At 70.8% G+C, this 20,491-nt stretch carries 19 protein-coding genes and 1 tRNA gene; 7 read left to right on the top strand and 13 right to left on the bottom strand.

Translation table 11 applies throughout. The features are described 5' to 3' along the window. Positions 1-31 precede the first annotated feature (31 nt). The gene (locus tag NIE79_RS00400; protein WP_238676589.1) at positions 32-1,240 is read left to right on the top strand and encodes a hypothetical protein; all 1,209 of its coding nucleotides are present in this window, start codon (positions 32-34) and stop codon (positions 1,238-1,240) included. Positions 1,241-1,451: 211 nt separating this feature from the next. Beyond that, positions 1,452-1,895, top strand: coding sequence for an HNH endonuclease (locus tag NIE79_RS00395; protein WP_238676588.1), 444 nt, complete (start codon positions 1,452-1,454; stop codon positions 1,893-1,895). Positions 1,896-1,968: 73 nt separating this feature from the next. Here NIE79_RS00395 and NIE79_RS00390 read toward each other — a convergent pair whose 3' ends face one another. From NIE79_RS00390 to NIE79_RS00375, 4 genes are all read right to left on the bottom strand, one after another. After that, positions 1,969-3,546: a serine/threonine-protein kinase gene (locus tag NIE79_RS00390; protein ID WP_238676587.1), complete on the bottom strand. Its 1,578-nt coding sequence runs from the start codon at positions 3,544-3,546 to the stop codon at positions 1,969-1,971. 78 nt (positions 3,547-3,624) lie between these two features. Beyond that, the gene (locus tag NIE79_RS00385) at positions 3,625-4,125 is read right to left on the bottom strand and encodes a hypothetical protein (RefSeq protein WP_238676586.1); all 501 of its coding nucleotides are present in this window, start codon (positions 4,123-4,125) and stop codon (positions 3,625-3,627) included. Between the two features lie 148 nt (positions 4,126-4,273). Next, positions 4,274-5,041, bottom strand: coding sequence for an enoyl-CoA hydratase/isomerase family protein (locus NIE79_RS00380; protein ID WP_238676585.1), 768 nt, complete (start codon positions 5,039-5,041; stop codon positions 4,274-4,276). Between the two features lie 179 nt (positions 5,042-5,220). Continuing rightward, positions 5,221-7,614 (bottom strand): M4 family metallopeptidase, encoded by a 2,394-nt coding sequence (locus NIE79_RS00375; protein ID WP_238676584.1) that lies wholly within the window; start codon positions 7,612-7,614, stop codon positions 5,221-5,223. A 166-nt stretch (positions 7,615-7,780) separates the two neighbouring features. On the opposite strand from NIE79_RS00375, the gene NIE79_RS00370 reads away from it, so the two are divergent. Further along, complete coding sequence (locus NIE79_RS00370; RefSeq protein ID WP_238676583.1) at positions 7,781-8,320, top strand: hypothetical protein; 540 nt, start codon at positions 7,781-7,783, stop codon at positions 8,318-8,320. On the opposite strand, the gene NIE79_RS00365 is transcribed toward NIE79_RS00370, so the two are convergent. The 3 genes from NIE79_RS00365 to NIE79_RS00350 form a co-directional block, all read right to left on the bottom strand. Next, positions 8,308-8,952, bottom strand: a complete 645-nt coding sequence (locus NIE79_RS00365; protein ID WP_238676582.1) for a histidine phosphatase family protein — start codon at positions 8,950-8,952, stop codon at positions 8,308-8,310. The genes NIE79_RS00370 and NIE79_RS00365 overlap by 13 nt on opposite strands. A 68-nt stretch (positions 8,953-9,020) precedes the next feature. Next, positions 9,021-10,130, bottom strand: coding sequence for a DUF998 domain-containing protein (locus tag NIE79_RS34260; RefSeq protein ID WP_443677163.1), 1,110 nt, complete (start codon positions 10,128-10,130; stop codon positions 9,021-9,023). A 35-nt stretch (positions 10,131-10,165) separates the two neighbouring features. Beyond that, positions 10,166-10,567, bottom strand: coding sequence for a helix-turn-helix domain-containing protein (locus NIE79_RS00350; RefSeq protein ID WP_238676580.1), 402 nt, complete (start codon positions 10,565-10,567; stop codon positions 10,166-10,168). Between the two features lie 127 nt (positions 10,568-10,694). On the opposite strand from NIE79_RS00350, the gene NIE79_RS00345 reads away from it, so the two are divergent. Further along, a complete protein-coding gene (locus tag NIE79_RS00345; RefSeq protein ID WP_238676579.1) occupies positions 10,695-11,468 on the top strand; it encodes a hypothetical protein in 774 nt (257 codons plus the stop codon). Positions 11,469-11,537: 69 nt separating this feature from the next. On the opposite strand, the gene NIE79_RS00340 is transcribed toward NIE79_RS00345, so the two are convergent. Continuing rightward, the gene (locus NIE79_RS00340) at positions 11,538-11,828 is read right to left on the bottom strand and encodes a hypothetical protein (RefSeq protein WP_238676578.1); all 291 of its coding nucleotides are present in this window, start codon (positions 11,826-11,828) and stop codon (positions 11,538-11,540) included. A 234-nt stretch (positions 11,829-12,062) separates the two neighbouring features. Continuing rightward, positions 12,063-12,139 (bottom strand) — tRNA-Thr (locus tag NIE79_RS00335). A gap of 341 nt (positions 12,140-12,480) precedes the next feature. On the opposite strand from NIE79_RS00335, the gene NIE79_RS00330 reads away from it, so the two are divergent. Then, positions 12,481-13,572 (top strand): ABC transporter ATP-binding protein, encoded by a 1,092-nt coding sequence (locus tag NIE79_RS00330; RefSeq protein ID WP_210780867.1) that lies wholly within the window; start codon positions 12,481-12,483, stop codon positions 13,570-13,572. A 143-nt stretch (positions 13,573-13,715) separates the two neighbouring features. Here NIE79_RS00330 and rlmB read toward each other — a convergent pair whose 3' ends face one another. Both rlmB and cysS read right to left on the bottom strand, forming a co-directional pair. Next, positions 13,716-14,849, bottom strand: a complete 1,134-nt coding sequence (gene rlmB, locus NIE79_RS00325) for a 23S rRNA (guanosine(2251)-2'-O)-methyltransferase RlmB (RefSeq protein ID WP_238676577.1) — start codon at positions 14,847-14,849, stop codon at positions 13,716-13,718. Further along, the gene (gene cysS, locus NIE79_RS00320) at positions 14,849-16,264 is read right to left on the bottom strand and encodes a cysteine--tRNA ligase (protein WP_238676576.1); all 1,416 of its coding nucleotides are present in this window, start codon (positions 16,262-16,264) and stop codon (positions 14,849-14,851) included. The genes rlmB and cysS overlap by 1 nt, the downstream gene beginning before the upstream one ends. A 63-nt stretch (positions 16,265-16,327) precedes the next feature. Here cysS and NIE79_RS00315 point away from each other — a divergent pair, with 63 nt between their 5' ends. Next, the gene (locus NIE79_RS00315; RefSeq protein WP_372471369.1) at positions 16,328-17,071 is read left to right on the top strand and encodes an IclR family transcriptional regulator; all 744 of its coding nucleotides are present in this window, start codon (positions 16,328-16,330) and stop codon (positions 17,069-17,071) included. A 432-nt stretch (positions 17,072-17,503) separates the two neighbouring features. Here NIE79_RS00315 and NIE79_RS00310 read toward each other — a convergent pair whose 3' ends face one another. Continuing rightward, positions 17,504-17,644, bottom strand: coding sequence for a hypothetical protein (locus NIE79_RS00310; protein WP_238676575.1), 141 nt, complete (start codon positions 17,642-17,644; stop codon positions 17,504-17,506). 270 nt (positions 17,645-17,914) lie between these two features. On the opposite strand from NIE79_RS00310, the gene NIE79_RS00305 reads away from it, so the two are divergent. Next, the gene (locus NIE79_RS00305) at positions 17,915-18,514 is read left to right on the top strand and encodes an endonuclease domain-containing protein (protein WP_238676574.1); all 600 of its coding nucleotides are present in this window, start codon (positions 17,915-17,917) and stop codon (positions 18,512-18,514) included. A gap of 205 nt (positions 18,515-18,719) precedes the next feature. Here the strand turns inward: NIE79_RS00305 and NIE79_RS00300 are convergent, their stop codons facing one another. Then, positions 18,720-20,438 (bottom strand): S8 family serine peptidase, encoded by a 1,719-nt coding sequence (locus NIE79_RS00300; RefSeq protein WP_238676573.1) that lies wholly within the window; start codon positions 20,436-20,438, stop codon positions 18,720-18,722. Positions 20,439-20,491 lie beyond the last annotated feature (53 nt).

Genomic DNA, 20,491 nt, shown 5'->3' with positions numbered 1-20,491 from the left:
GTCGATCGGCCGGGCGGGAGGGCAGCGGGAGATGTCACCACTGCACCGCGCCGGCGCGGAGAACGGTCCGTCGATGGACGAGATCGGCCGCGACGACACGTACCCGCTGATCCGCGACGAGCGCGCCTGCATCGTCACCGCCCTCCGGCTGGGTTGGTGGATGGCGGACGCCTACCACCACGGGCAGCACGCCGAGCCCCGCGCCTTCGCCGAGGCCCGCCCTGCCGTACCGCCGGCCAAACTCTCCAACCTCACCGAGATGTCCGCCCACCGACGGATGCGGATGTACCTCGACGGCGTGGACGTCGCCCTGGCCCAGATCGCCGACCTCACCCGGCACACCGGGCCGGTACCCGACACGTCGGCCGCCCGGGCCCTGCTCCCCGACCTGGGCCAGCCCGACCCCGCCGACCCGGTGCCGTTGCTGCTCGCCCTCGACGACCTCAACGTGGAGGTGCTGCGCTGGGCGATGGCCGCCAACCACCGGGTCGGGCTGGCCTACCGGCTGGGCCGATCAGTTGCCGACACCGTCCGGGCCGGCGACGTGACGCAGTTGCTGCGGCAGTTCGGGGGCCGGCAGGTCCAGATCAGCAGGTGGTTGGACGAGCTGGCCAGCGTGCTGCCGCCGTACTCGGCCGCGGTGGTGCGGCGTTCGCTGGCCGCCTGGGCGACCGCCGTCGACCGCGCCGGCCACGGGGACCCGGCCGAGCCGACGCCCGCCACCCTGAGCCGGGCGCTGCGCGGTCAGGGTGACCTCTGGCGCGACGTGCTCACCGGCGGCCTGCACCCGCGTGACCTGCTCGACGAGGAGGACTACGCGGTGATCGCCAGGAACCTGATCATCAGGGACCGGCGACTGGTGGCGCAGGCCGCCCGGGGCATCTTCTGGCCGGTGCTCGTACCCCTGTTGTTGGTGCTCTTCGCGGTCGTCGGGGTGAGTGCCGCCGCGGCCGCCGGCTCACCGACCACCCGGGCCACAGTGGCCCTGGTGGGCCTCGGCGCCGGGCTGGCCGCGATCTGGCGTTCGGTCTCCGGGCCCGCGCTGGCCGTCGCCGGTGAGGTCAACCGGCCACTGCTGGACAGCGAACTCACCGCGCGGATGGCACTGCGGCTGAACCGGCCGCTGACCACCGCCCAGGTCTCGGCGAAATCAGCTCCCCGCACGCGCCGCCAGCGGCGCCCCGAGGAGACCGGCCGATCGAAATACGTTGCTCGCGTCTCCCGCGGCGACCTACCGTGAGCGCGCAAGGTCAACCACCACCGCGGGAGCAACTCATGACGACGTGGCACGTCAGCACCGTGCTCTCGACGCTGCCCGGTGACGGTTACCGAGCGGAAGGTCCCCGGGCGGGCTGGCCCGACTGACGCGTAACCGTACGCGCTGAGCCGCCCCGTCCGACAGCCGGACCGGGCGGCTTCTTGCTGTCCGTCCCCTCTGGAAAGGAGTCCCGGTGGACGCCGTCCTCGTCATCAACGCCGACCTCGGCCCGCTGCACCGGGTCACCGTCCAACACGCCGTCCGCATGCTCTGCCGTCGGGTTGCCGAGATCCACGAGGCCGAGCCGGACCGGGTGATCGGGGTCTTCCCGATGCCCCGGGTGGTGCGGCTGGTCCGCTTCGTGGTCACCCGGTGGAGGTTCAACTCCGGGCCGGCCTGGTCGCGGGCCGGTGTGCTGCGCCGCGACGACAGGTGCTGCGCGTACTGCGGGGGCCCGGCCTCCACCATCGACCACATCCTGCCCCGCTCGCGCGGCGGCCGGAACACCTGGCGGAACACCACCGCCGCCTGCTACGCCTGCAACCAGCGCAAGGGGGACCGGACGCCGGCGGAGGCGGGCATGCCGCTGCGCCGGGAGCCGGTGAACCCGGGCTGGGCGGCGCTGACCGGGCGGTGACGGACCGGGCCGGCGGGAACGGGGGGCCGCGTCCCGGGTACGTCCCGGGCGCGGCACCCGCCGGCCCCCGAAATCAGGCGGCGCGTTCCTTGACCTTCGACTTCAGCTGGCCATTGGGGCACTGCACCCGGATCTCGCTGCTGTGCTGCGCGGAGGTCAGCTCGACCACTATCTGCTTCGCCGGCCCCGGGTCGTACTCCTCGGCCCGGAAACCGGGCGCAAGCACGACAGTGAGCACCTCGACCGACTTCCCCACGCAGCGAGCGGTGACCGTCCCGCCGCGCGCGTCGACGGGTACGGCGGCGGCAGAGCTGGGGCTCGGCGCGGCCCCGGTCGGGGTCGGCCCTGCGGTGGTGGTTGTCGGGCCCGGGGTCTCCGTTCCGCGCGGAGGGGTCGGAGGGCTGATCCGGGTAGCAGGCGCGGTGCTCCTGGTCGGCGCCACGGACGGCCCGACATCGGCGACGTCGGTCGGCTCCTCGGTGCGGGGCATCCCCACAGTGGTGGTGCCCGGGCCGCTACCGGTCGGAACGATGCTCTGTCCCTGTCGACGATTGCTGAAGTCACCGAGCGACCCGGCCAGCGCCACCGCGGCGATCACGGCACCGCCGACCGTCAGAATGGCCCGCCCCCGACGCCACGGGCCGGGCCTCATCGGCCCCGTCGAATCCCCGGCCGGCTCGGTGCCAGTCGGTCCCCTGCCAGTCGGTCCCTTGCCTGTCGATCCGGTGCCTGTCGATCCTTTGTCGGTCGATCCTTTGTCGGTCGGCTCGGCGCCGGTCGGCTCGGCGACCTTTGCCGCCGGGTCGGCGGCAACGGCAGCCGCAGCCGCCTCAGGGGCGGCCCCGCTGGCGGCGGCGAGCAAGATGCGGGCCGCGTCGGCGGCCGACGGCCGGTCGGCGGGGTCGCCGGCCAGGCACCAGCGGTAGAGCCGGTGCACCTCCGGCGGTACGTCGTCGATCGGGGGGAGCGGATCCGGCTCGACGTGCGTGTGCGCGCGGAGCATCGCGCTCTGCGCTTCGGCGGGCCACGGCAACCGGCTGGTGAGCACCCGGTACAGCAGCAGGCCGAGGGCGTACACGTCGCTGGCCGGCAGCACCTCGCCGGCCTGCAACCGCTCCGGCGCCAGGTACGCCGGCGTACCCAGCAGCCGCCCCTCGAAGTCGATCTCCGGATCGCCGGCGGCTGCCGCGATGCCGAAGTCGAGCACCTTCGCGCCGGTGGGTGTGAGCATCACGTTGCCCGGCTTGATGTCGCGGTGCACCAACCCCTGCTCGTGCGCGGCGGCGAGCGCCGAGGCCACCTCGGCGCACACCCGCAGACCGGCGCGCGGCGGCAACGGTCCGACCACCAACCGGTGTTCGAGGGTGTGACCGCCGAGCAACTCCATCACCACGAACGGGACCTCGGCACCATCCAGCACCGACTCGCCGTAGTCGTAGACGCTTGTCACGTGCGGATGCGACAGCCGGGCGGCAGCCTTGGCCTCGCCCCGGATCCGCTGTCGGGCGTTGGTGTCCGAGGCGACGAGCACCTTCACCGCCACGTCCCGTTCGAGCACCTCGTCGTACGCGCGGTGCACCGCCGACATGCCGCCACTGCCGAGGCGCTCCAGGAGCCGGTAGCGGCCCGCAAGCAACTGATCACGCTGCACGACGGACAGCCTGCCGTACCGGCCTGAGATCCGGGTACCCGGGATCGAAATATCGCGATGAGTGCGACCGACTTGCGGCTACCGTCCGCCCAGATCGGGGTGGGCGCGCAGGAACGCCTCGCCCCGGCGGGCATTCCGGAGGACCGACACGATCAGCACCGCCCAGTTCACCAGCAGCAACCCGCCGATCGCCGCGAAGAACGGCGCGAAAGCCAGGAACGCCTGACCGACGCTCGTCATCGCCAACCCGGCGACCAGCACCACAAACCAGCGTTGGCCGGCGAACTGTCGAGCCGTCTCCACGAGGAGGGCCGGATCTTCGTCGGCCTCGGGTGTGCCCCGTCGAACCTGCCGCGCCAGCCGGCGACGGGCCGACCACCTCAATGTCAGCAACGGGGACCGGCGGGACGCCCGGTAGCGCCCGGTGCGTACGGCCCAGACGACGGCGGCCACCTCGACGATGAGTCCGAGGATCATCAGAACGCGCCCGAGGTTACTGGCCCAGCGTGGCGGATCACCCTCGAAGATGCCGGTGTTCTGGCCACCCATCACGACACCGACAGCGAGCGCGCCGACCATGATGGATGCCAGGGCAACGGGAAACAGCCACCGATTCCGGCGTCGCCCCTGCTCGGTCCCTGTCGGGCTGGTGGTCCCCAAGTGCATCATGGCCCCCGCTCACCGTGGTGGACCGGAGTTACCCATCGATGCGTCGGACTGAACGCGGTCAGTCGCCTGCCGAGGGCCGCCAGGCGAAGCGGGGCTGTCGGCGTTCGGCGATCGCCGCGACCCCCTCCCGAGCCTCGCCGGTGGTCGCCACCTTCCGGTGCCACCAGGCGATCCGCGCGGGCTCGGCCCGATCGTCGATGATCTCCTTCGCGGCGGCGATGCTCAGCGGTGACCGTTGGGCGATGGTCGCGGTCAGTTCGTCCAGCCGTGCGGCGAGCCGGTCGGCCGGCAGCACCTCGTCGACCAGGCCGATCCGCAGGGCGCGCTCGGCGTCGATCAGCTCGGCGGTGAACAGCAGATACTTGGCGGCGGACGGGCCGACCAGCCGGGCCAGCCGGCGCGTCGTCGGTGCCGGGTAGACGAGCCCGAGCCGGGCCGGCGGTACGCCGAAACGGGCGTCGTCGGTGGCGATCCGCAGGTCGCAGGCGACAGCCAGTTGAGCTCCACCGCCGACGCAGGCGCCCCGGATGGCCGCGATCGTCGGCTTGGCGAACCGGACCAGCCGTTCCTCGGCGGCCACCGCGATGCTGGCGTCACCGGCGTCCAGCAGCTCGGCCAGGTCACCGAGGTCGGCACCCGCGCAGAAGGCGTCGCCCGCGCCGGTGAGCACCAACGCCCGTACGTCGGGGTCGGGCTCCAGCCGGTCGAGCAGTTCGGGGAGCTGACGCCACATGGCCGCTGTCATCGCGTTGCGCCGGGCCGGGTTGCTGATGACAACGGTGGCGACCGGTCCGGTCACCTCGACTGTCAACTCCGCGTCCGACACGTCCGCCCCTTCCCGCGCCACCGTCCGACGGCGCCGATCTGGCGAGCCGACACCGTGCACCCGTGCGGCGACCATAACGGCGCGGCAATGGGTCAGGTCACGCGGACTACCGAGATTGCCAGAGAACCGGCGAGCCCGGCGACCACCGTGAGGGGTGGCCACCGGGCCGTCAGGTCAGGTCAGGAGACGGTGACCGCGGTGTCGTCGACCACGAAGGACGTCTGCAGTGAGGAGTCCTCGGTGCCGGTGAACTTCAGGTTGACGGTCTGGCCGGCGTAGGCCGCCAGCGAGAACGACTTCTGGCTGTAACCGGTGGCCTTGTTCAGGTTCGAGTAGGTCGCCAGTGTGGCCAGCACCGTTCCGCCCGAGTTCAGCACCTGCACGCGCAGCGTGTCGTACGCGACGCTGGTGGTGGTCTCGGCCGAGTCGGTGTGCAGCCAGAAGCTGACCGTGTACGACGAGCAGCCGGCGGGCAGGCTCACCGACTGGGCGAGCGTGTCGGTGTGGCTGCTGCCGTACCCGTTCAGCCACGCCTTCCACGTCCCGGTGCGGGCCGCCTGGCTGCTGGCGCTGGTGATCACGCCGGAGCTGGCCGACCAGCCGGTCGTGCCGGACTCGAAGCCCGGGTTGGCCAGCTTCTGCCCCGGCGCGGTGCAGCCGCCACCGGTGCCGTTCATTGTGAGCCGGTAGGTGGCGCTGCGGGTGACCGAGCCCGCGCCGTTCACGGTGATCGAGTAGGTGCCCGGCGGGGTGCTCGCCGAGGTGCTGATGGTCAGGGTGGACGAGCCGCCCGAGGTCACCGATGCAGGGCTGAACGCGGCGGCCGCCCCGCTGGGCAGGCCGGACGCGGAGAACGTCACCGTCTGCACCGAGCCGCTGGTGGTGGCGGTCGACACGGTGGTGGAGACCGAGCTGCCCGGGTTCACCGAGCCGGCTGTCGGCGACAGCGCCACGGAGAAGTCGTTGCCGGTCGAGCAGGGCGCGTCGTTGCCGGCGACGTTCACCGCGGTCCAGGCGGCCTGCACTGCCTTGTACTCGGTGGAGCAGCTGCCGTGCAGGTCGGTGGCCGCCCGCAGGCTGTAGGCACGGGCGGTGTTCGCCGGGTTGCCGGTGTTGACGTACGACGTGTTGGAGGTGAAGTAGACGTCCAACGCACGGAACCAGATCTTCTCGGCCTTTGCCCGGCCGATGCCGGTGACCGCGGGGGCGGAACCGCAGACCGGCGAGGTGCCGTACGCGGTGGCGCCGGTGCCCTCGGCCAGGTTGAAGTAGAAGTGGTTGGCGACACCGGACGAGTAGTGCACGTCCTTGTTCTTCGTGCTGCTCGACCAGCAGCTGTCGGACGCGCCGTCCAGCGTCGGGTTGTACATGTAGCGCAACGGCGTGCCGTTGCCATTGATGTTGATCTTCTCACCGACCTGGTAGTCGCCCGGGTCGGCCGAGGTGTTGGCGTAGAACTCGACCATGTTGCCGAAGATGTCGCTGGTGGCCTCGTTCAGGCCGCCGGACTCACCGGAGTAGGTCAGACCGCCGGGGACCACGTTGTCGGTCACACCGTGGCTCATCTCGTGCGCCGCAACGTCGAGCGCGACCAGTGGGCGGGCGTTGCCCGAGCCGTCGCCGTACGTCATCCGGGAGCCGTCCCAGAAGGCGTTGACGTAGTTGTTGCCGTAGTGCACCCGGCTCGGCACGCCGGTGCCGTTGCCGAAGATGCCGTTGCGGGCGTGCACGTTCTTGTAGTAGTCGAAGGTCTTGGCGGCGCCGAAGTGGGCGTCCACGCCAGCGGACTGCCGGTTCGAGGTGGCCCCGGTGCCCCAGGTGTTGTCGGCGTCGGTGAACGTGGTGCAGCTCGACGTGCCGTTGTTCATGTCGCAGGTCGCCCCGTTGCCGTGCGAGGGGTCGACCAGTTGGTAGGTGCTGCCGGAGAGCGTCGTGTCGATGCTGACCGCTCCCGAGTAGAGGCTGTTGCCCGTGCCGGTCACCGACTCGATCTCGTCGTACGCGCCGACGGCCGCACCGGTGGTGGCATCGGTGATCACGTGCAGCCGGGACGGGGTCTGCCCGTCGGGCTGCCACCCGCTGACCACGGTCTCCCACGCCAGCCGACCCTGCCCGGAACTGGCGTCCACGAACAGCTCCGGCGTGCCCACCGCCTCGGCCTTGCCGGTGAACCGGGCACTGGCGGCCTTCTTCGCGGCCGCCGCGGTGGTCCTGGCGGAGGTGGCGAGGGTCAGCGGCGCGGCCAGTCCGACCGAACTGCCGGCGTACGTGCCGTTCGGCGCGGTGTGGATGATGAAGTCACCGCCGTACACCCGCAGGCCCCGGTAGGTGCGGGTGTAGCGGGTGTGGGCGGCACCGCCGAGATCCACTGTGGTGCTGTGCACCTGGTAGGACTCGGCGCTCGAACCCTGGACCGCGCCGGGGTTCGTCCGCAGGACGGTTGCCGTTCGGGCCACGGCGGAGGCGTCCGGCGAGGGAGAGGTGGGCGGGGCCGCGTGCGCCGGGGTGACGACGCAGGCCAGCAGGCCGCTGGTGAGCAGCAGTGCGCTGACGGCGGCAGGAGCTCGTTTCACGTGCCCTCCTGGAAGGAGAAGAGTGTGACGGGGGTAGTCACGCATGTACATTCAGCTACCAGAGGGCGGGAAGGATGCCTCGGACCGCTTCCAGACATCGACAGTGGCCGTTCGGGTGAGGCTCTTGACAAGGGAACCGACGCCGCACACCATGCGTCCGACGACCATGAGACCCATCTCGACAACCGGCGCCGCCATCGCGCTACTGGTCGCCCTCCTGACCGGCTGCACCAGCGCCGAGCGCACCCCCACCGCCCCGGCCCCCACCACCCCGAGCCAACCCCAGGTCACCACCGCTCCCGGCCCGACCGGCACCCTGCTTCCGACCACCGCCCCCCAGGCCAGCGGCGCGGCCGCCCGGGTGATGTTGCGAAGCTCCGGCGGCTTCGCCGGGCGCGGCGACGTGGTGACCGTCGAGCCGGACGGTCAGTGGACCGCTGTGGACCGGGCCGGCAGCCGGCGTACCGGGCGGCTCAGCCCTGCCGACCTCGGCCGCCTGACAGCTCTGGCCGCCGACCCCCGACTGGCCGCCGAGGCGCGCCGGACGACAAGCCCGACCACCTGTGCGGACGTGTTCACCTACCGGGTCACCGTTGGCGCGATGGAGACCGGGTACGCCGACTGCCCGGCCGAGGGGCCCCCGCCGCCGGCGACGCAGGACGTGGTCAGGCTGCTGCTACGGGCCACCGGCACTCAGACCAGATAGTCCGGGGGCAGGCCGGTCGCACGCAGCTCCGGCGGTAGGTGGGCCACGTCGTTGACGGCGACCAGATTCGGTGGGCCGGCCGCGCTGTACCGGATGACTGTCAGCCCCGCGTTGTGCGTGTTCAAGCCCAGCCACCGCCACTCCGGCGCGTCGAGGGCGTGCCGCACCAGCCAGGCGATCAGGAAGCTGTGCGTCACTACCAACTCGCGGACCGGTTCGCCGCCGGCAGGCCCCTCGGCGACCGGTCCGGCGAACCGCCGCACCGCGTCCGCCGTCACTCGCGGCCCGTCGACCCGCTCGGCCGCCGGGAACTGGGTCAGGAATTCGGCGTACGCGGGCGGCAGGCCAGCCGGATCGGTGTCGTGTGGGAGGTGGTCGCCGGCCAACTCCGTCTCGTACACCGGCACGTCGGGCAGCGACTTGGCGACCAGCTCGGCGGTCTGCGCGGCCCGGCGCAGCGGCCCGTGATGGACGGCGGCGAACCGCCGGGCCCGCAGGCGTTCACCCAGCAGGGTGGCCTGCCGACGGCCGCGCTCCGACAGGCCGGTATCCGGTTCGCCGGCATCCGGCCCACTCGGCTCGGAGAGATCCTGCTCGGCGTGTCGGGTCAGGTACAGCAACCGGGTAGCCATGGCCCTCACCTCAACACACCGGGAGGTACGAGTTCGACCCGCACCTCCCGGTCCCTGCCTCCGTCAGCTCAGTCGGCCCGACCGGACGCCGCCCGCGAGAAGGTGACCGACACCCACAGCCAGCCGGCCGTCACCGCCAGGCCGAACGCCACCATCACGGCCGGCGCCGGCCGGACGATCAGCGTCACCCAGGCCACCGCGAAGAACAACCCGGTCACCAGGCTGTACGCGGCTCGACCGGGCGCCCCCCGCCGGGCGGCCCGACGGGCGGCGACCACCGTCGCCACGATCAGCGACACGAAGGCCACCGCCGCCACCAGGAAGTGCAGGCCCCCGTGCCAACTGATCTCACCAGCGCCCCGAGGCGTGCCGGCCGGGAACCCATCGGCCGGGTCGGCGCTGAAGATCGCCGCTCCGACCAGGCCCAGGCCGTACAGCGCGAGCAGTCGGGGCAACCACGGCGATCCGTCGCCTCCGCTGGTACGGCGGCGCAGCGCCTGGGCGGCCAGCGCGCAGAGCACCCCGGTGACCAGGAACGTGACGATCTGAATCCAGCCCAGCTCTCCGGTGCTCAACACGCTGACCGGGTGGCGACGGAAGTCGAAGCCGTCCCGGGTCGCCGCCTGCACGATCGCCGAGCCGACGAAGATCGGGCCGGCGAGCACCCCACCGATCAACAGCAGGCGGTCCCGACCGACGGCGGTCGGTCGTACCACGGGAAACGCCGCGGCCTGGCTCATCGCCCGCCCCCTACGCCCGGGGGAACATCTGGCCGATACGGATCCGGTTGCCGAACGGGTCCCGGATGCCGAAGTCGATCCCGTACGGGCGCTCGGTCGGCTCGTCGGTGATCTCGACGCCCTTCGCCACCAGGTCCTCGTGCGTCTTGCGGGCGTCGTCAGTTCGTCAGTGGTCATGAAGAGGTACCCGCCGAGGGCACCCTTGGTGAGCAGCTCCCGCACCTGCTCGGCGGTGGCCGGGTCCAGCGCGGGCGGGCCCGGCTTCTCCAACAGGATCTCGCGCTCCGGGTCGCCGGGCAGGTTGACAGTGAGCCACCGCATGAAGCCGAGGTCCTGGTCGGTGTTGACCTCCATGCCGAGCTTGTTGACGTAGAAGTCAAGCGCAGCGTCCTGGTCGAGGACGTAGATCTGGGAGCGGCTGATCGCGTTCATCGTCATGCCCATGACGCTAGAGGTAGACCGTGACCTGCGGCTTATCCAAAACTGCTGGGTCGGGTCCAGGCTTTGGTGAAGCACGACGGCACGTTGGCCGGCGCGACGCGCTGACGCCGAAAATCCGAGGGCGACTCGCCGACGATCTGTCGGAACGTTCGGCTGAACGTGCCCAGGCTGCCGAAGCCGACCGCGTAGCAGATGTCCGTCACGTCCCGGTCGGTCTCCACCAACAGCGACATCGCCCGCTCCACCCGGCGGCGTTGCAGATAGCGGTGCGGGGTCTCACCGAAGGTCGCCCGGAAGGTACGGATGAAGTGCGCCTGCGAGACGTGCGCGATCCGGGCCAACGCGGGAATGTCCAGAGGCTCGGCGTACGCCCGGTCCATCCCGTCCCGGGCGCGCAGCATCGCCCGGTTCGACTCCTCCACCGCCCGACTCATCTGCCCCCGTCCCGCTCCGCGCTGCTCCGGCCCCAGGTTAGCGCCGGGCCTCCGTCGTCCGGTCGGGTGGCGCGCGCCGGGACGACCAGGGTCTGCACGATTGTCTCCGATCCCCGATGATTCGCGGATGCCCACACCCGAGGCCAACGACGCGCTGCGCTGGCTGGCCGAACAGGCCGTCACACCGCTCGGGAAGGGACGCTGGTGCGAATCCACCTCCTCGGGTGACCTCGAACGATCCGACAACGACCTCGCTCACGAGTGGGCCGCCGCCGCTCTGGGAGACGACCGGCTAGCCCCGATGCAGCGGCTACGCACGGGGCTCGGCCTCCTCGATCTGCTCGACGAATACTGGGTGACCGTTGAGCTGCGGACCTTCGTCACCGAGCAGGCCGATCCGTCGGTCACCGACGCCTTCTGGACCGGATACCGACAGCGCCTCGAAGCCGTCGAACCGGCGGAACAGGTGCTGCACTCGCTGTGGGTCGACTGGTTCGAGGACCAGGGCACCGTCGAGGCCGCGTTCTCGCAGGTGGCCGGCGACGATGTGCGCCGCACGCTGGCCCGACAGCGTCTGTGCGATCTCGCCAGTGGTCCGGTGCACCGTCGAGTCGCCCGGGTCCTGGAACACTCGGGGCCGGTCGGCTGGGCTCACAAACACGATGTCTACGAGACTGCCGCAACTGTGCCCGAGCTGCGGCTGGCGTTGTTCAATGGCCTCCGGGCCAGCTACCACGACGTCTACGGCGACCTCGAACCCGTGCCGGCGCTCGCCCTGTTGGACCGCCTTCAGCTACCCGCGGACACCCCGCACCTCGCCCCGCTGCGGGCGGTGCTGGCGGCTGGTGCTCGCAACCACTACCGCCACCCAGACCTGTGGGGCGCTGTGTGCCAGGAGTGACACCTGCTGGGCTGTTACTTGCGCTGGGAGAAGTCGGCGGCTCACCAGCGCGTGCGGGCGAGTTGATCTTCAAGGACTTTCCGTCGTCGCGCTTCGCGAGTCTTCAGCCGTGAGGCCGCCGAATGGTGTTGCCGTCTTCCATCGAAATTGGTGATCAGGCTCGTCGCGGTACTCCAGAACGCCCGCCTTCACCAGCTCATGCAGCATGTCCCACAGCGCCTGACCGAGCGGATTGTCCGACCAGAACACCCACTTGACCTGCAAGAACATTTGATCCGTGAACAGGCCCACCGCTCGGCCCAACTCGTACTGAGCGCCATCCACATCCGTCCACTCAGCGAGTTCATCCGCCAAGGCCATGACTACAGATCCTCGCAGCAGACAGAACGCGTGGGTACTGAGCCTGGACGCCAAGCTTGCCCGACTGACCTTCACGCTCGGCGTGGTCCTGGCATCGAATGGTTGGATGTCGAGCGGCACCCGCTCGTCGCCGGCTACCTACCGGACGCCAAGCTCGACGGGAAGCTGTCGCGAGTGCCGTTGCTGTCAACAGGTCGACTCGCGGCAGTGCCGCTCGGATAGGTCTGATGTAATTGGAGCCCCCGGCCGGGATCGAACCGGCGACATCTCGCTTACAAGGCGAGTGCTCTGGCCAGCTGAGCTACAGGGGCGCGTGCGTCGAGGTCAGCATAGCGACTGACGTCCGGTAATCCCGATCGCGATGCCTCCCGAGCACGGGAATCGTCAACAACCCGACGCAGACTCGTTTCACACGGCGTCGATTGATGTCTGACCGTGCCCGAGTGACCGGAATGCGTAGCCCGCCTGGTGGGCTGGACGGCCCCCCACCTTGGCAGCACGGGTAAACGCGTTTACGGTTCACTGACACGGACGACGACCGGGCGCCCCCGCGACCGGGCCGCCGTCCGCTGAACCGGCACGGACACGTGCCGGTTGCTCCTTCACTCGGATCGTCCGGCACGTTCCTGCCGGTGAAAGGAAGCGCTTCACCATGGCTACGGTCACCTATTCCAAGGCGTCCCGGGTCTACCCGGGCCAAGAGCGTCCCGCCGTCAACGAGCTGGACCTCGAGATCGGCGACGGGGAGTTCCTCGTCCTGGTCGGCCCCTCGGGTTGCGGTAAGTCCACCAGCCTGCGGATGCTCGCCGGCCTGGAGGACGTGGACGCCGGTTCGATCTACATCGACCAGCGTGACGTCACCCACCTGCCCCCGAAGGCCCGCGACATCGCGATGGTCTTCCAGAACTACGCTCTCTACCCGCACATGACGGTGTACGAGAACATGGCGTTCGCCCTGAAGCTGCGCAAGACCTCCAAGTCGGAGATCGACCGGCGGGTCAAGGAGGCGGCCGGGCTGCTCCAGCTGGAGGAATACCTCAGCCGTAAGCCGAAGGCGCTCTCCGGTGGTCAGCGTCAGCGTGTCGCGATGGGCCGGGCGATCGTCCGCGAGCCGCAGGTCTTCCTCATGGACGAGCCGCTGTCGAACCTCGACGCCAAGCTCCGCGTGCAGACCCGTACCCAGATCGCGTCCCTCCAGGCCAAGCTGGGCGTCACGACCGTCTACGTCACGCACGACCAGGTCGAGGCCATGACCATGGGTCACCGGGTCGCAGTGCTGCTCGACGGTGTCCTTCAGCAGGTGGACACCCCGCGGGCGCTCTACGACACCCCGGCCAACGTGTTCGTCGCCGGCTTCATGGGCTCTCCCGCCATGAACATCAAGACCGTTCCGCTGAACGAGCGGGGTGCCGAGTTCGCCGAGCTGCAGATCCCGCTGACCCGGGAGCAGGTCGAGGCGGCCCGCGCCGAGGGTGGCGACGGCAAGGTCACCGTGGGCTTCCGCCCGGAGGACTGCGAGCTGGTCAGCCCGACCGAGGGCGGCATGCCGGTAGTGGTCGAGCTGGTCGAGGACCTCGGCTCGGACGCCAACGTCTACGGGCACGCCGCGCTGGGTGGCAACTCGGAGCGCTTCGTCGTCCGCACCGACCGGCGCAACATGCCGAACATGGGTGACACCGTGTTCGTCAGGCCGGTTGCCGGTCGCAGCCACGTCTTCCACGCCTCCACCGGTGGCCGGATCTGACGTAACGCCGTACCGGAAGGGGCGGTCCGCTTCGGCGGGCCGCCCCTTCCGTCGTACCACAATTGGCTGTTCACCCTGCCTGGGCGCCTGACGACGAAGGCCCCCTCCCGCGCTCGGCGGGAGAGGGCCTTCGTCGACGTGCGTTACAGCTCGACGGAGCGCCGGCGGGCGACCTCGGCCAGGGCGACCGCCGCGGCGACGCTGGCGTTCAGCGACTCGATCTCGGAGATCATCGGGATGCTGACGGTCAGGTCGCAGGTCTCCCCGACCAGGCGGGAAAGACCGCGTCCCTCGGAACCGACCACCACCACCAGCGGACCGACAGCGGCCTCCAGGTTGTAGAGGTCGGTGTCGCCGTCGGCGTCCAGGCCGACGACCATGAAGCCGGCGTCGCGGCACGCCTTCAGCGACCGGGTCAGGTTGGTCACCTGCGCCACGGGCACCCGCGCGGCCGCGCCGGCACTGGTCCGCCAGGCGGTCGCGGTGATCCCGGCGGCACGACGCTCGGGTACGAAGACACCCTGCGCGCCGAACGCGGCAGCCGACCGGATCACAGCGCCCAGGTTGCGCGGGTCGGTGACACCGTCCAGCGCGACGAGCAGCGGAGCCTGCTGCTCCAGGGCAGCGGCGACCATGTCCTCGAACGGCTGGTACGCGAAGGGCGGCACCTGCAGGCCGACGCCCTGGTGCAGCACCCCGCCGGTCATCCGGTCCAACTCGGCGCGGCTGATCTCCAGGTTGGCGATGCCCCGGTCGGCGGCGGTCCGGATGATCTCGTTGATCCGGTCGTCCATGTCGATGCCCAGGGCCGTGTAGAGCGCCGTCGCCGGCACGTTGGCGCGCAGCGCCTCCAGCACCGGGTTACGCCCGACCAACAGCTCAGGGGTGTCCTTGGACGGGTTGGACTTGCGTCCCGGCGTGACCCGGGGGCCGGACCGGCCGGTGGGCTTGCCGCCCCGCCCGCCGGTGGCGGCACCCCGGCCGCCCGGTACGCCCCGACCGCCACCCCGACCCCAGGTGGTGTCCTTGCTGCCAGGCTGGCCGATCTTGGGGGCGCGCCCCTCCTCGGCCGCCGCGCGGCGCTCCTTGTCCTGCTTCCAGGCGGTGCGCTGGGGCAGCTTCTCGGTGCCCGAGTAGCCCTTGTGCCACGGCCGCTCGTCAGCGGGCAGGGTGCGACCCCGCCCGGCCAACGAGTCCTTGTTCTTGCCGCCGGTGCCCTTGGGGGCGCCTGCCTTCGACGTCAGTCGCCGGCCACGGCGCTGCGAGTTGCCGGCCATCAGTCCTGCTCTCCAATAGTCCAACGGGGGCCCTGGGGGGTGTCCTCGACCACCACGCCGGCCAGCTTGAGCTGGTCACGCACGGCGTCCGCTGCGGTCCAGTCCTTGCGGCCCCGCGCCTGCGCACGCTGCTCCAGGGCCAGCGCGATCAGAGAGTCCACCACGGCACGAAGGTCGTCCGATCGGCCGCCGCCGGTCCAGGCCGGGTCGAGGGGGTCGATCCCGAGAATATCCAGCATTGCCCGCACCACGGCCAGCGTGGTGCGGACGGTCACATCATCACCGGCGCTCAGCGCGGTGTTGCCGTCCCGAATGTGCTGTTGCAGCACGGCCAGCGCGGCGGACGTGTTGAGGTCGTCGTCCATCGCCGCGACGAAGCCGACGGGCAGGTCACCGAGCTGCCCGGCACCGACCCGCTCGGCGGCCCGCTGCACGAAACCCTCGATCCGCCGGTACGCGGTGGCCGCGTCGCGCAGCGAATCCTCCGAGTAGTCGATCAACGAGCGGTAGTGCGCGGCGGCGTAGTAGTAACGCAGCTCCACCGGCCGCACCCCGAGCGAGTCCACGTACGCCAGGCCCAGCGCGTTGCCGGCGGACTTGCCCATCTTGGCCCCGCCGATGCTCAACAGCCCGTGGTGCACCCAGTAGCGGGCGAACGGCAACCCGGCCGCCTGGGACTGGGCGATCTCGTTCTCGTGGTGCGGGAACGTCAGATCCAGGCCACCACCGTGGATGTCGAACTCGGGGCCGAGATAGCGCCAGCACATCGCCGAGCACTCGATGTGCCAGCCGGGACGGCCCAGCCCCCACGGCGAGGGCCAGTAGGCGTCCGCCGGCTCGTCCGGTTTGGCACCCTTCCACAGCGCGAAGTCGCGCGGATCCCGCTTGCCCCGATCCGGGGCGTCCCCGGCGGACTGCATGGCGTCCGGAGACTGACCCGACAGCGACCCGTACGCCGGCCAGGACGCCACGTCGAAGTAGACGTCGCCGGAGCCGTCACTCGCCGGGTACGCGTGCCCGTCGGCGATCAACTTCGTGATCAGCTCATGCATCTCGGGGATGTGCCCGGTGGCGCGCGGCTCATAGGTGGGCGCCACCACGTTCAACGACCGGTACGACTCGGCGAGCAGCAACTCGTTGGCGTACGCGATCGACCAGAACGGACGGCCCTGCTCGCCGGCCTTGACCAGGATCTTGTCGTCGATGTCGGTCAGGTTGCGAATGAAGGTGACCTCGTAGCCGGCGGCCAACAGCCAGCGACGCAGGACGTCATAGTTGACGCCGGAGCGAAGGTGACCGATGTGCGGCGGAGCCTGAAGGGTGAGACCACACAGGTAGACCCCCACCTTGCCGGCTTCCCGCGGGACGAAGTCCCGCACCGATCGGGTGGCGGTGTCGTACAGGCGTAGCGTCACCGTACAAGGGTAGCTGTCCGTGCCTGTCCGGGTCCGCCGGTGCCGGGTCGTACGCTGCCAGGCGTGGATGCGACCGCACGCTCCGGTGGCTCCGGTGACCCGCCAGCCAACCCCACCGCCCCCGCCGACCCGGCCTTCGAACGCGCCACCCGGCCGGCCGACGCGGTCGCGGGGCGGGGCGGGGAGACGTCGCAGACGCTGGACCGGGGGTTGCGACTGCTGCACCTGGTCGCCGACGCCTCTGGCGGTCTGACCGTCACCGAGGCCGCCAATCGGCTCGGCATCGGCCGGGCCGCCGTCTACCGGCTGGTCAGCGCGCTGACCGGGCACGGAATGCTGCGCCGCGACGGAGAAGGTCGACTGCGCCTCGGTGCCGGGTTGCTGCACCTGGCCCGACGGGCCCAGCCGCTGCTCGCCGAGGGTGCGCTGCCCGCGCTACGCCGTCTGGCCGAGCAGGCCGGCGCGACAGCACATCTGACCGTCGTCGAAGGTGGAGAGGGCGTCGCCCTGGCCGTGGTCGAGCCGAGCTGGACGTCGTTCCACGTCGCGTACCGGACCGGCGCACGGCATCCACTGGAGCGGGGAGCTGCCGGCCGGGCGATCCTGGCCGGTCGCGCCGGGGTGGCAGAGCCGGTGAGTAGCAGCGGTGAGTTGCAGGCCGGGGCGTACGGGGTGGCTGCGCCAGTGCTCGGCGTACCCGGGCTGGAGGCCAGCGTCGGCGTGGTCGCGCTCGCCCCACTGGACGTCGACACGCTCGGCCCCCAGGTGTTGGCCGCCGCCCGAGCCATCACCACAGCCCTCAGCTGACCCCGCGCCCTTGATCCACTCGGGTTCACGGAAGTCGCGGTGTCCCAGGCCCGGTGACCGCCCGACTTTCAGGAACGCGAGTGGATCACCACCCGTCGGCGGCCCGGATGCCTGATCGGCCCGGTGTCATAGCACGATCGGCAGGCGGATTCGTGGTTGTCCACAGGTCCGGCGGCACCCGCACGCCGGGTTGTCCACAGGGGTTTCGGTGCCCGGTGCGCGGTCGGCAGGCTGCTCGGCATGCCACCACGTCCGCACCGCCCCGATGCCCTGGCCTGGCAGGTCTTCCGCGGCTCCGACGCTGTCCGGGACGGCCAGCTCACCGAACATCAGTTGCGCAACTCCGCCTGGGTGCGGTTGCGCCACGACATCTACGCCGACTCGCGGCTGGACCGGGACCACGCCCTCGCGTGTCGCGCCGCCCTCCTCCGGCTACCGCCCGGAGTAATGGTCGGCGGCCCGTCCGCCGCCTACCTGCACGGCGTCCAACACGCCGCGAGCTTCACTGACGATGTGCACGTCCTCGTGCCCCGACCGCTGCGGATCGGCCCACAGCGCGGCCTCCGCGTGCACGTCAATGCCATCACCCCGCTAACGGCGAGTGAGACCCCCAGGCTGGCGGTGCCGACCACACGACGACCGGCAGGCACGGGACAGCAATCGGACGCAGGACGACCGCCAGACGCAGGACGATCGCCAGACGCAGGACGACCCTTGATCGCTGGACGTCCACGCGATGCGGCGAGGCCTCAGGGAGCAGGCCGCCCACCTGTCGGCGGGATGTCACCACGCCCCGCACGGCACCTGTCCCGCCCGGCCATGGTGTCCGTCGGAGCAGGGGGCATGGTCACGGCCAGCCGGGGCGATGGGTGGGCGGCGACCAGTCCCAGCGAGCGGGACCTTCCGATCCCCCGGTCAGACCCCGGCCGGGCCGCCTGGGAGACGGCTGTCTGGCTCGACCCGGTCCGGGCGGTCGCCATCGTCGATTCGCTGCTCGGGCAGGGGCTGGCCGATCGCGACACCCTGGCCGCCATGGCTGCCCGTAACGCTGACCGGCCGGGCGCGCGACGAGCACGTTGGGTGTTCGACCTGGCCGACGGCGGCGCCGAGTCCCCGCCGGAGTCACACCTACGCGTGCGGTTGGTGCTGGGTGGGCTGCCGCGCCCAGCCGTTCAACATCCGGTGCGCCTGCCCACCGGCGTTGTTCTGCACCCCGACCTGGCCTGGCCGCAATATCGGGTGGCGGTGGAGTACGACGGCACGTGGCACTCCGACGTGGAGCAGCTGCACCGTGACCGCCGTCGGCTGAATCTGCTGGTGGGCGCGGGGTGGCTGGTCCTGCACGTGACCAGCCGGCGGCTGCACGGCGAGTTCCCGGCGGTGCTTCGTGAGGTACGCGACGCGCTGGTCAGCCGCGGCTGGCGACAGGGATCGTCCAAATGACCAGGATCACCTCGGTTTCCTGGAAACCGCGCCATCCTTCGGGCACCAACACCGCGCCTTCCAGGAAGCCGAGTCGATCATGATGAGCGCCGGGCGGCGGCGGCTCGGGACAACGGGCCCGGACGACCGCAGGGCCCGGTCGACGAGGTGTCGACCGGGCCCCGACGGTGGTGGCGGTTGGGCCACCTCCGTAGTGCGATGTGCGCTACGGGCGGGCGTTCGGCTTGAGCGGGGTCTTCACCGCCGCGTAGGCGTCGACGATCCCGTAGCCGTAGAAGCCGTTGAAGTTGACCCCACCGGCGCAGTACGCGTCGTAGGTCTCGTCCCGGCCCTCGTTGCGGTACTGCTGGAGGCGCGGCTCCGGGCACGCGTGCTCGGCGGCCGTGCGGTAGAGGTGCTGCTCGACCTGGTCCGGCGACATCCCGAAGCCAGTCCGACCCTGCGCCTTGCCGTGCCGGCTGACGATCAGCGCGGCGACACCAGCGGCGTGCGGGGACGCCATCGAGGTGCCCTGGAGGTACGTGTAGTAGCCACACTCACCGTTGGCCTTGCACTGCTTGAAGACCTCGTTGGCGATCCGGGGGTCGATGTTGCCATCGGCGTCCACCCGTGGGTCCGGGATGGTCGCGGAGATCGGCTCCTCCTGGAGCACCTTCAGCGGGTAGGTGGAGAGGATCATGTTGGCCGGGGTCCGGTGGGTGTCGGTGCCGAAGCCGTCCCGGAACCAACCTCCCGGCGCGGCGACCGAGATCTGCTCGGTGCCGTAGTTGGAGAAGTCCGACTTCTTGCCGGACGGGCCAACCGACGACACACCGATCACGTGCGGGCCCTCGGTGGGCAGGTCCCAGCAGCTCTCGTTGTCGATCGGGCGGTCGTACGGGTCGGCACCATAGTCGGGGCTCGTGACGTCGGTGCGCGGTGCGCCCAGGTCCTCGTTGTTGTTGCCGAGCGCACCGACGAGGGTGACGCCCTTGTTGTGCGCGAAGATCAGCGCCCGCTTCATCGCCTTGATGATGGCCCGCTGCTCGGCCTGGTCCTCGGGCGAGTCGGCCGGGTTGGCGGTGCAGTTGTACAGCCACGGGTCGACGTAGAACGACATGTTGACCACGTCGATCCCGGACCGGCCGGCGTAGACCAGGGCGTTGACGACCGGGTCGAGGAAGAAGTAGCCGGAGTCCTGGCCACCCTTGAGCTCGACCAGCGAGACGTTCGGGGCGACGCCGGAGAGGCCGAAGCCGTTGGCCGCAGCGCCGATGGTGCCGGCCACGTGGGTGCCGTGCCCGCCGTCGTCGGTGCCGACCGGGTCGAGGCAGCTCTGCACCTCGCAGGGGCCGTCCACGTCGGTCAGGTCGGGGGCGAAGTTGCGCGACAGCGACCAGTTGAAGTTCGGCGCGATGTCCGGGTTGCTGGCGTCGACGCCGGTGTCCAGTACGCCGACGGTCACCCGACGGTCGCCCGGTTCGATCTTGCGGGCCTTGTCGGCCCGGATCATCTCCAGGCCCCACAGCTTGTCGTCGAGCGGATCGAGCTTGGCGCCCTTCTTGGCAGCACCGGCAGCACCGGCACGAGCACCGGCGGCGGCCAGCAGGTGCTCCTGCTCGACCCGGTCCAGCTTGGGCTTGCGGCCGATGGCCTTCTGCTCGGCGGCGCCGATCAGCGTCGGCGCGGCGGTCGCCCTGGTCGCGAAGTCGGCCCGGTCGCTGCTGACCTGGAACATGCCGACCTCGTCGGACCGGGACACCACAGTGCCGCCAGCTGCCCGGATCGCGGCGACGGCCGTGTCGGTGGCGACGCCATCCTCGGCGACGACCGTGAAGGTGCGGGAGTCGCTCGGCGCGGCGTTGGCCGGCGCGCCCAACCCCGTAGCCGTAAGTGCCAGCACAGCCGCGGTCGCGACAGTACGGGCGGTGAAGCGCTTGCTCACCACATCGGATCCTCTCGTTGAGGGACGTGGCAGCCATCACACAACAACGATCC

The organism is Micromonospora trifolii, from assembly GCF_022229005.1.
Lineage (GTDB): Bacteria > Actinomycetota > Actinomycetes > Mycobacteriales > Micromonosporaceae > Micromonospora > Micromonospora trifolii.
The sequence above is the reverse complement of the archived record's forward strand: the minus strand, read 5'-3'. Positions and strand labels throughout refer to the sequence as shown.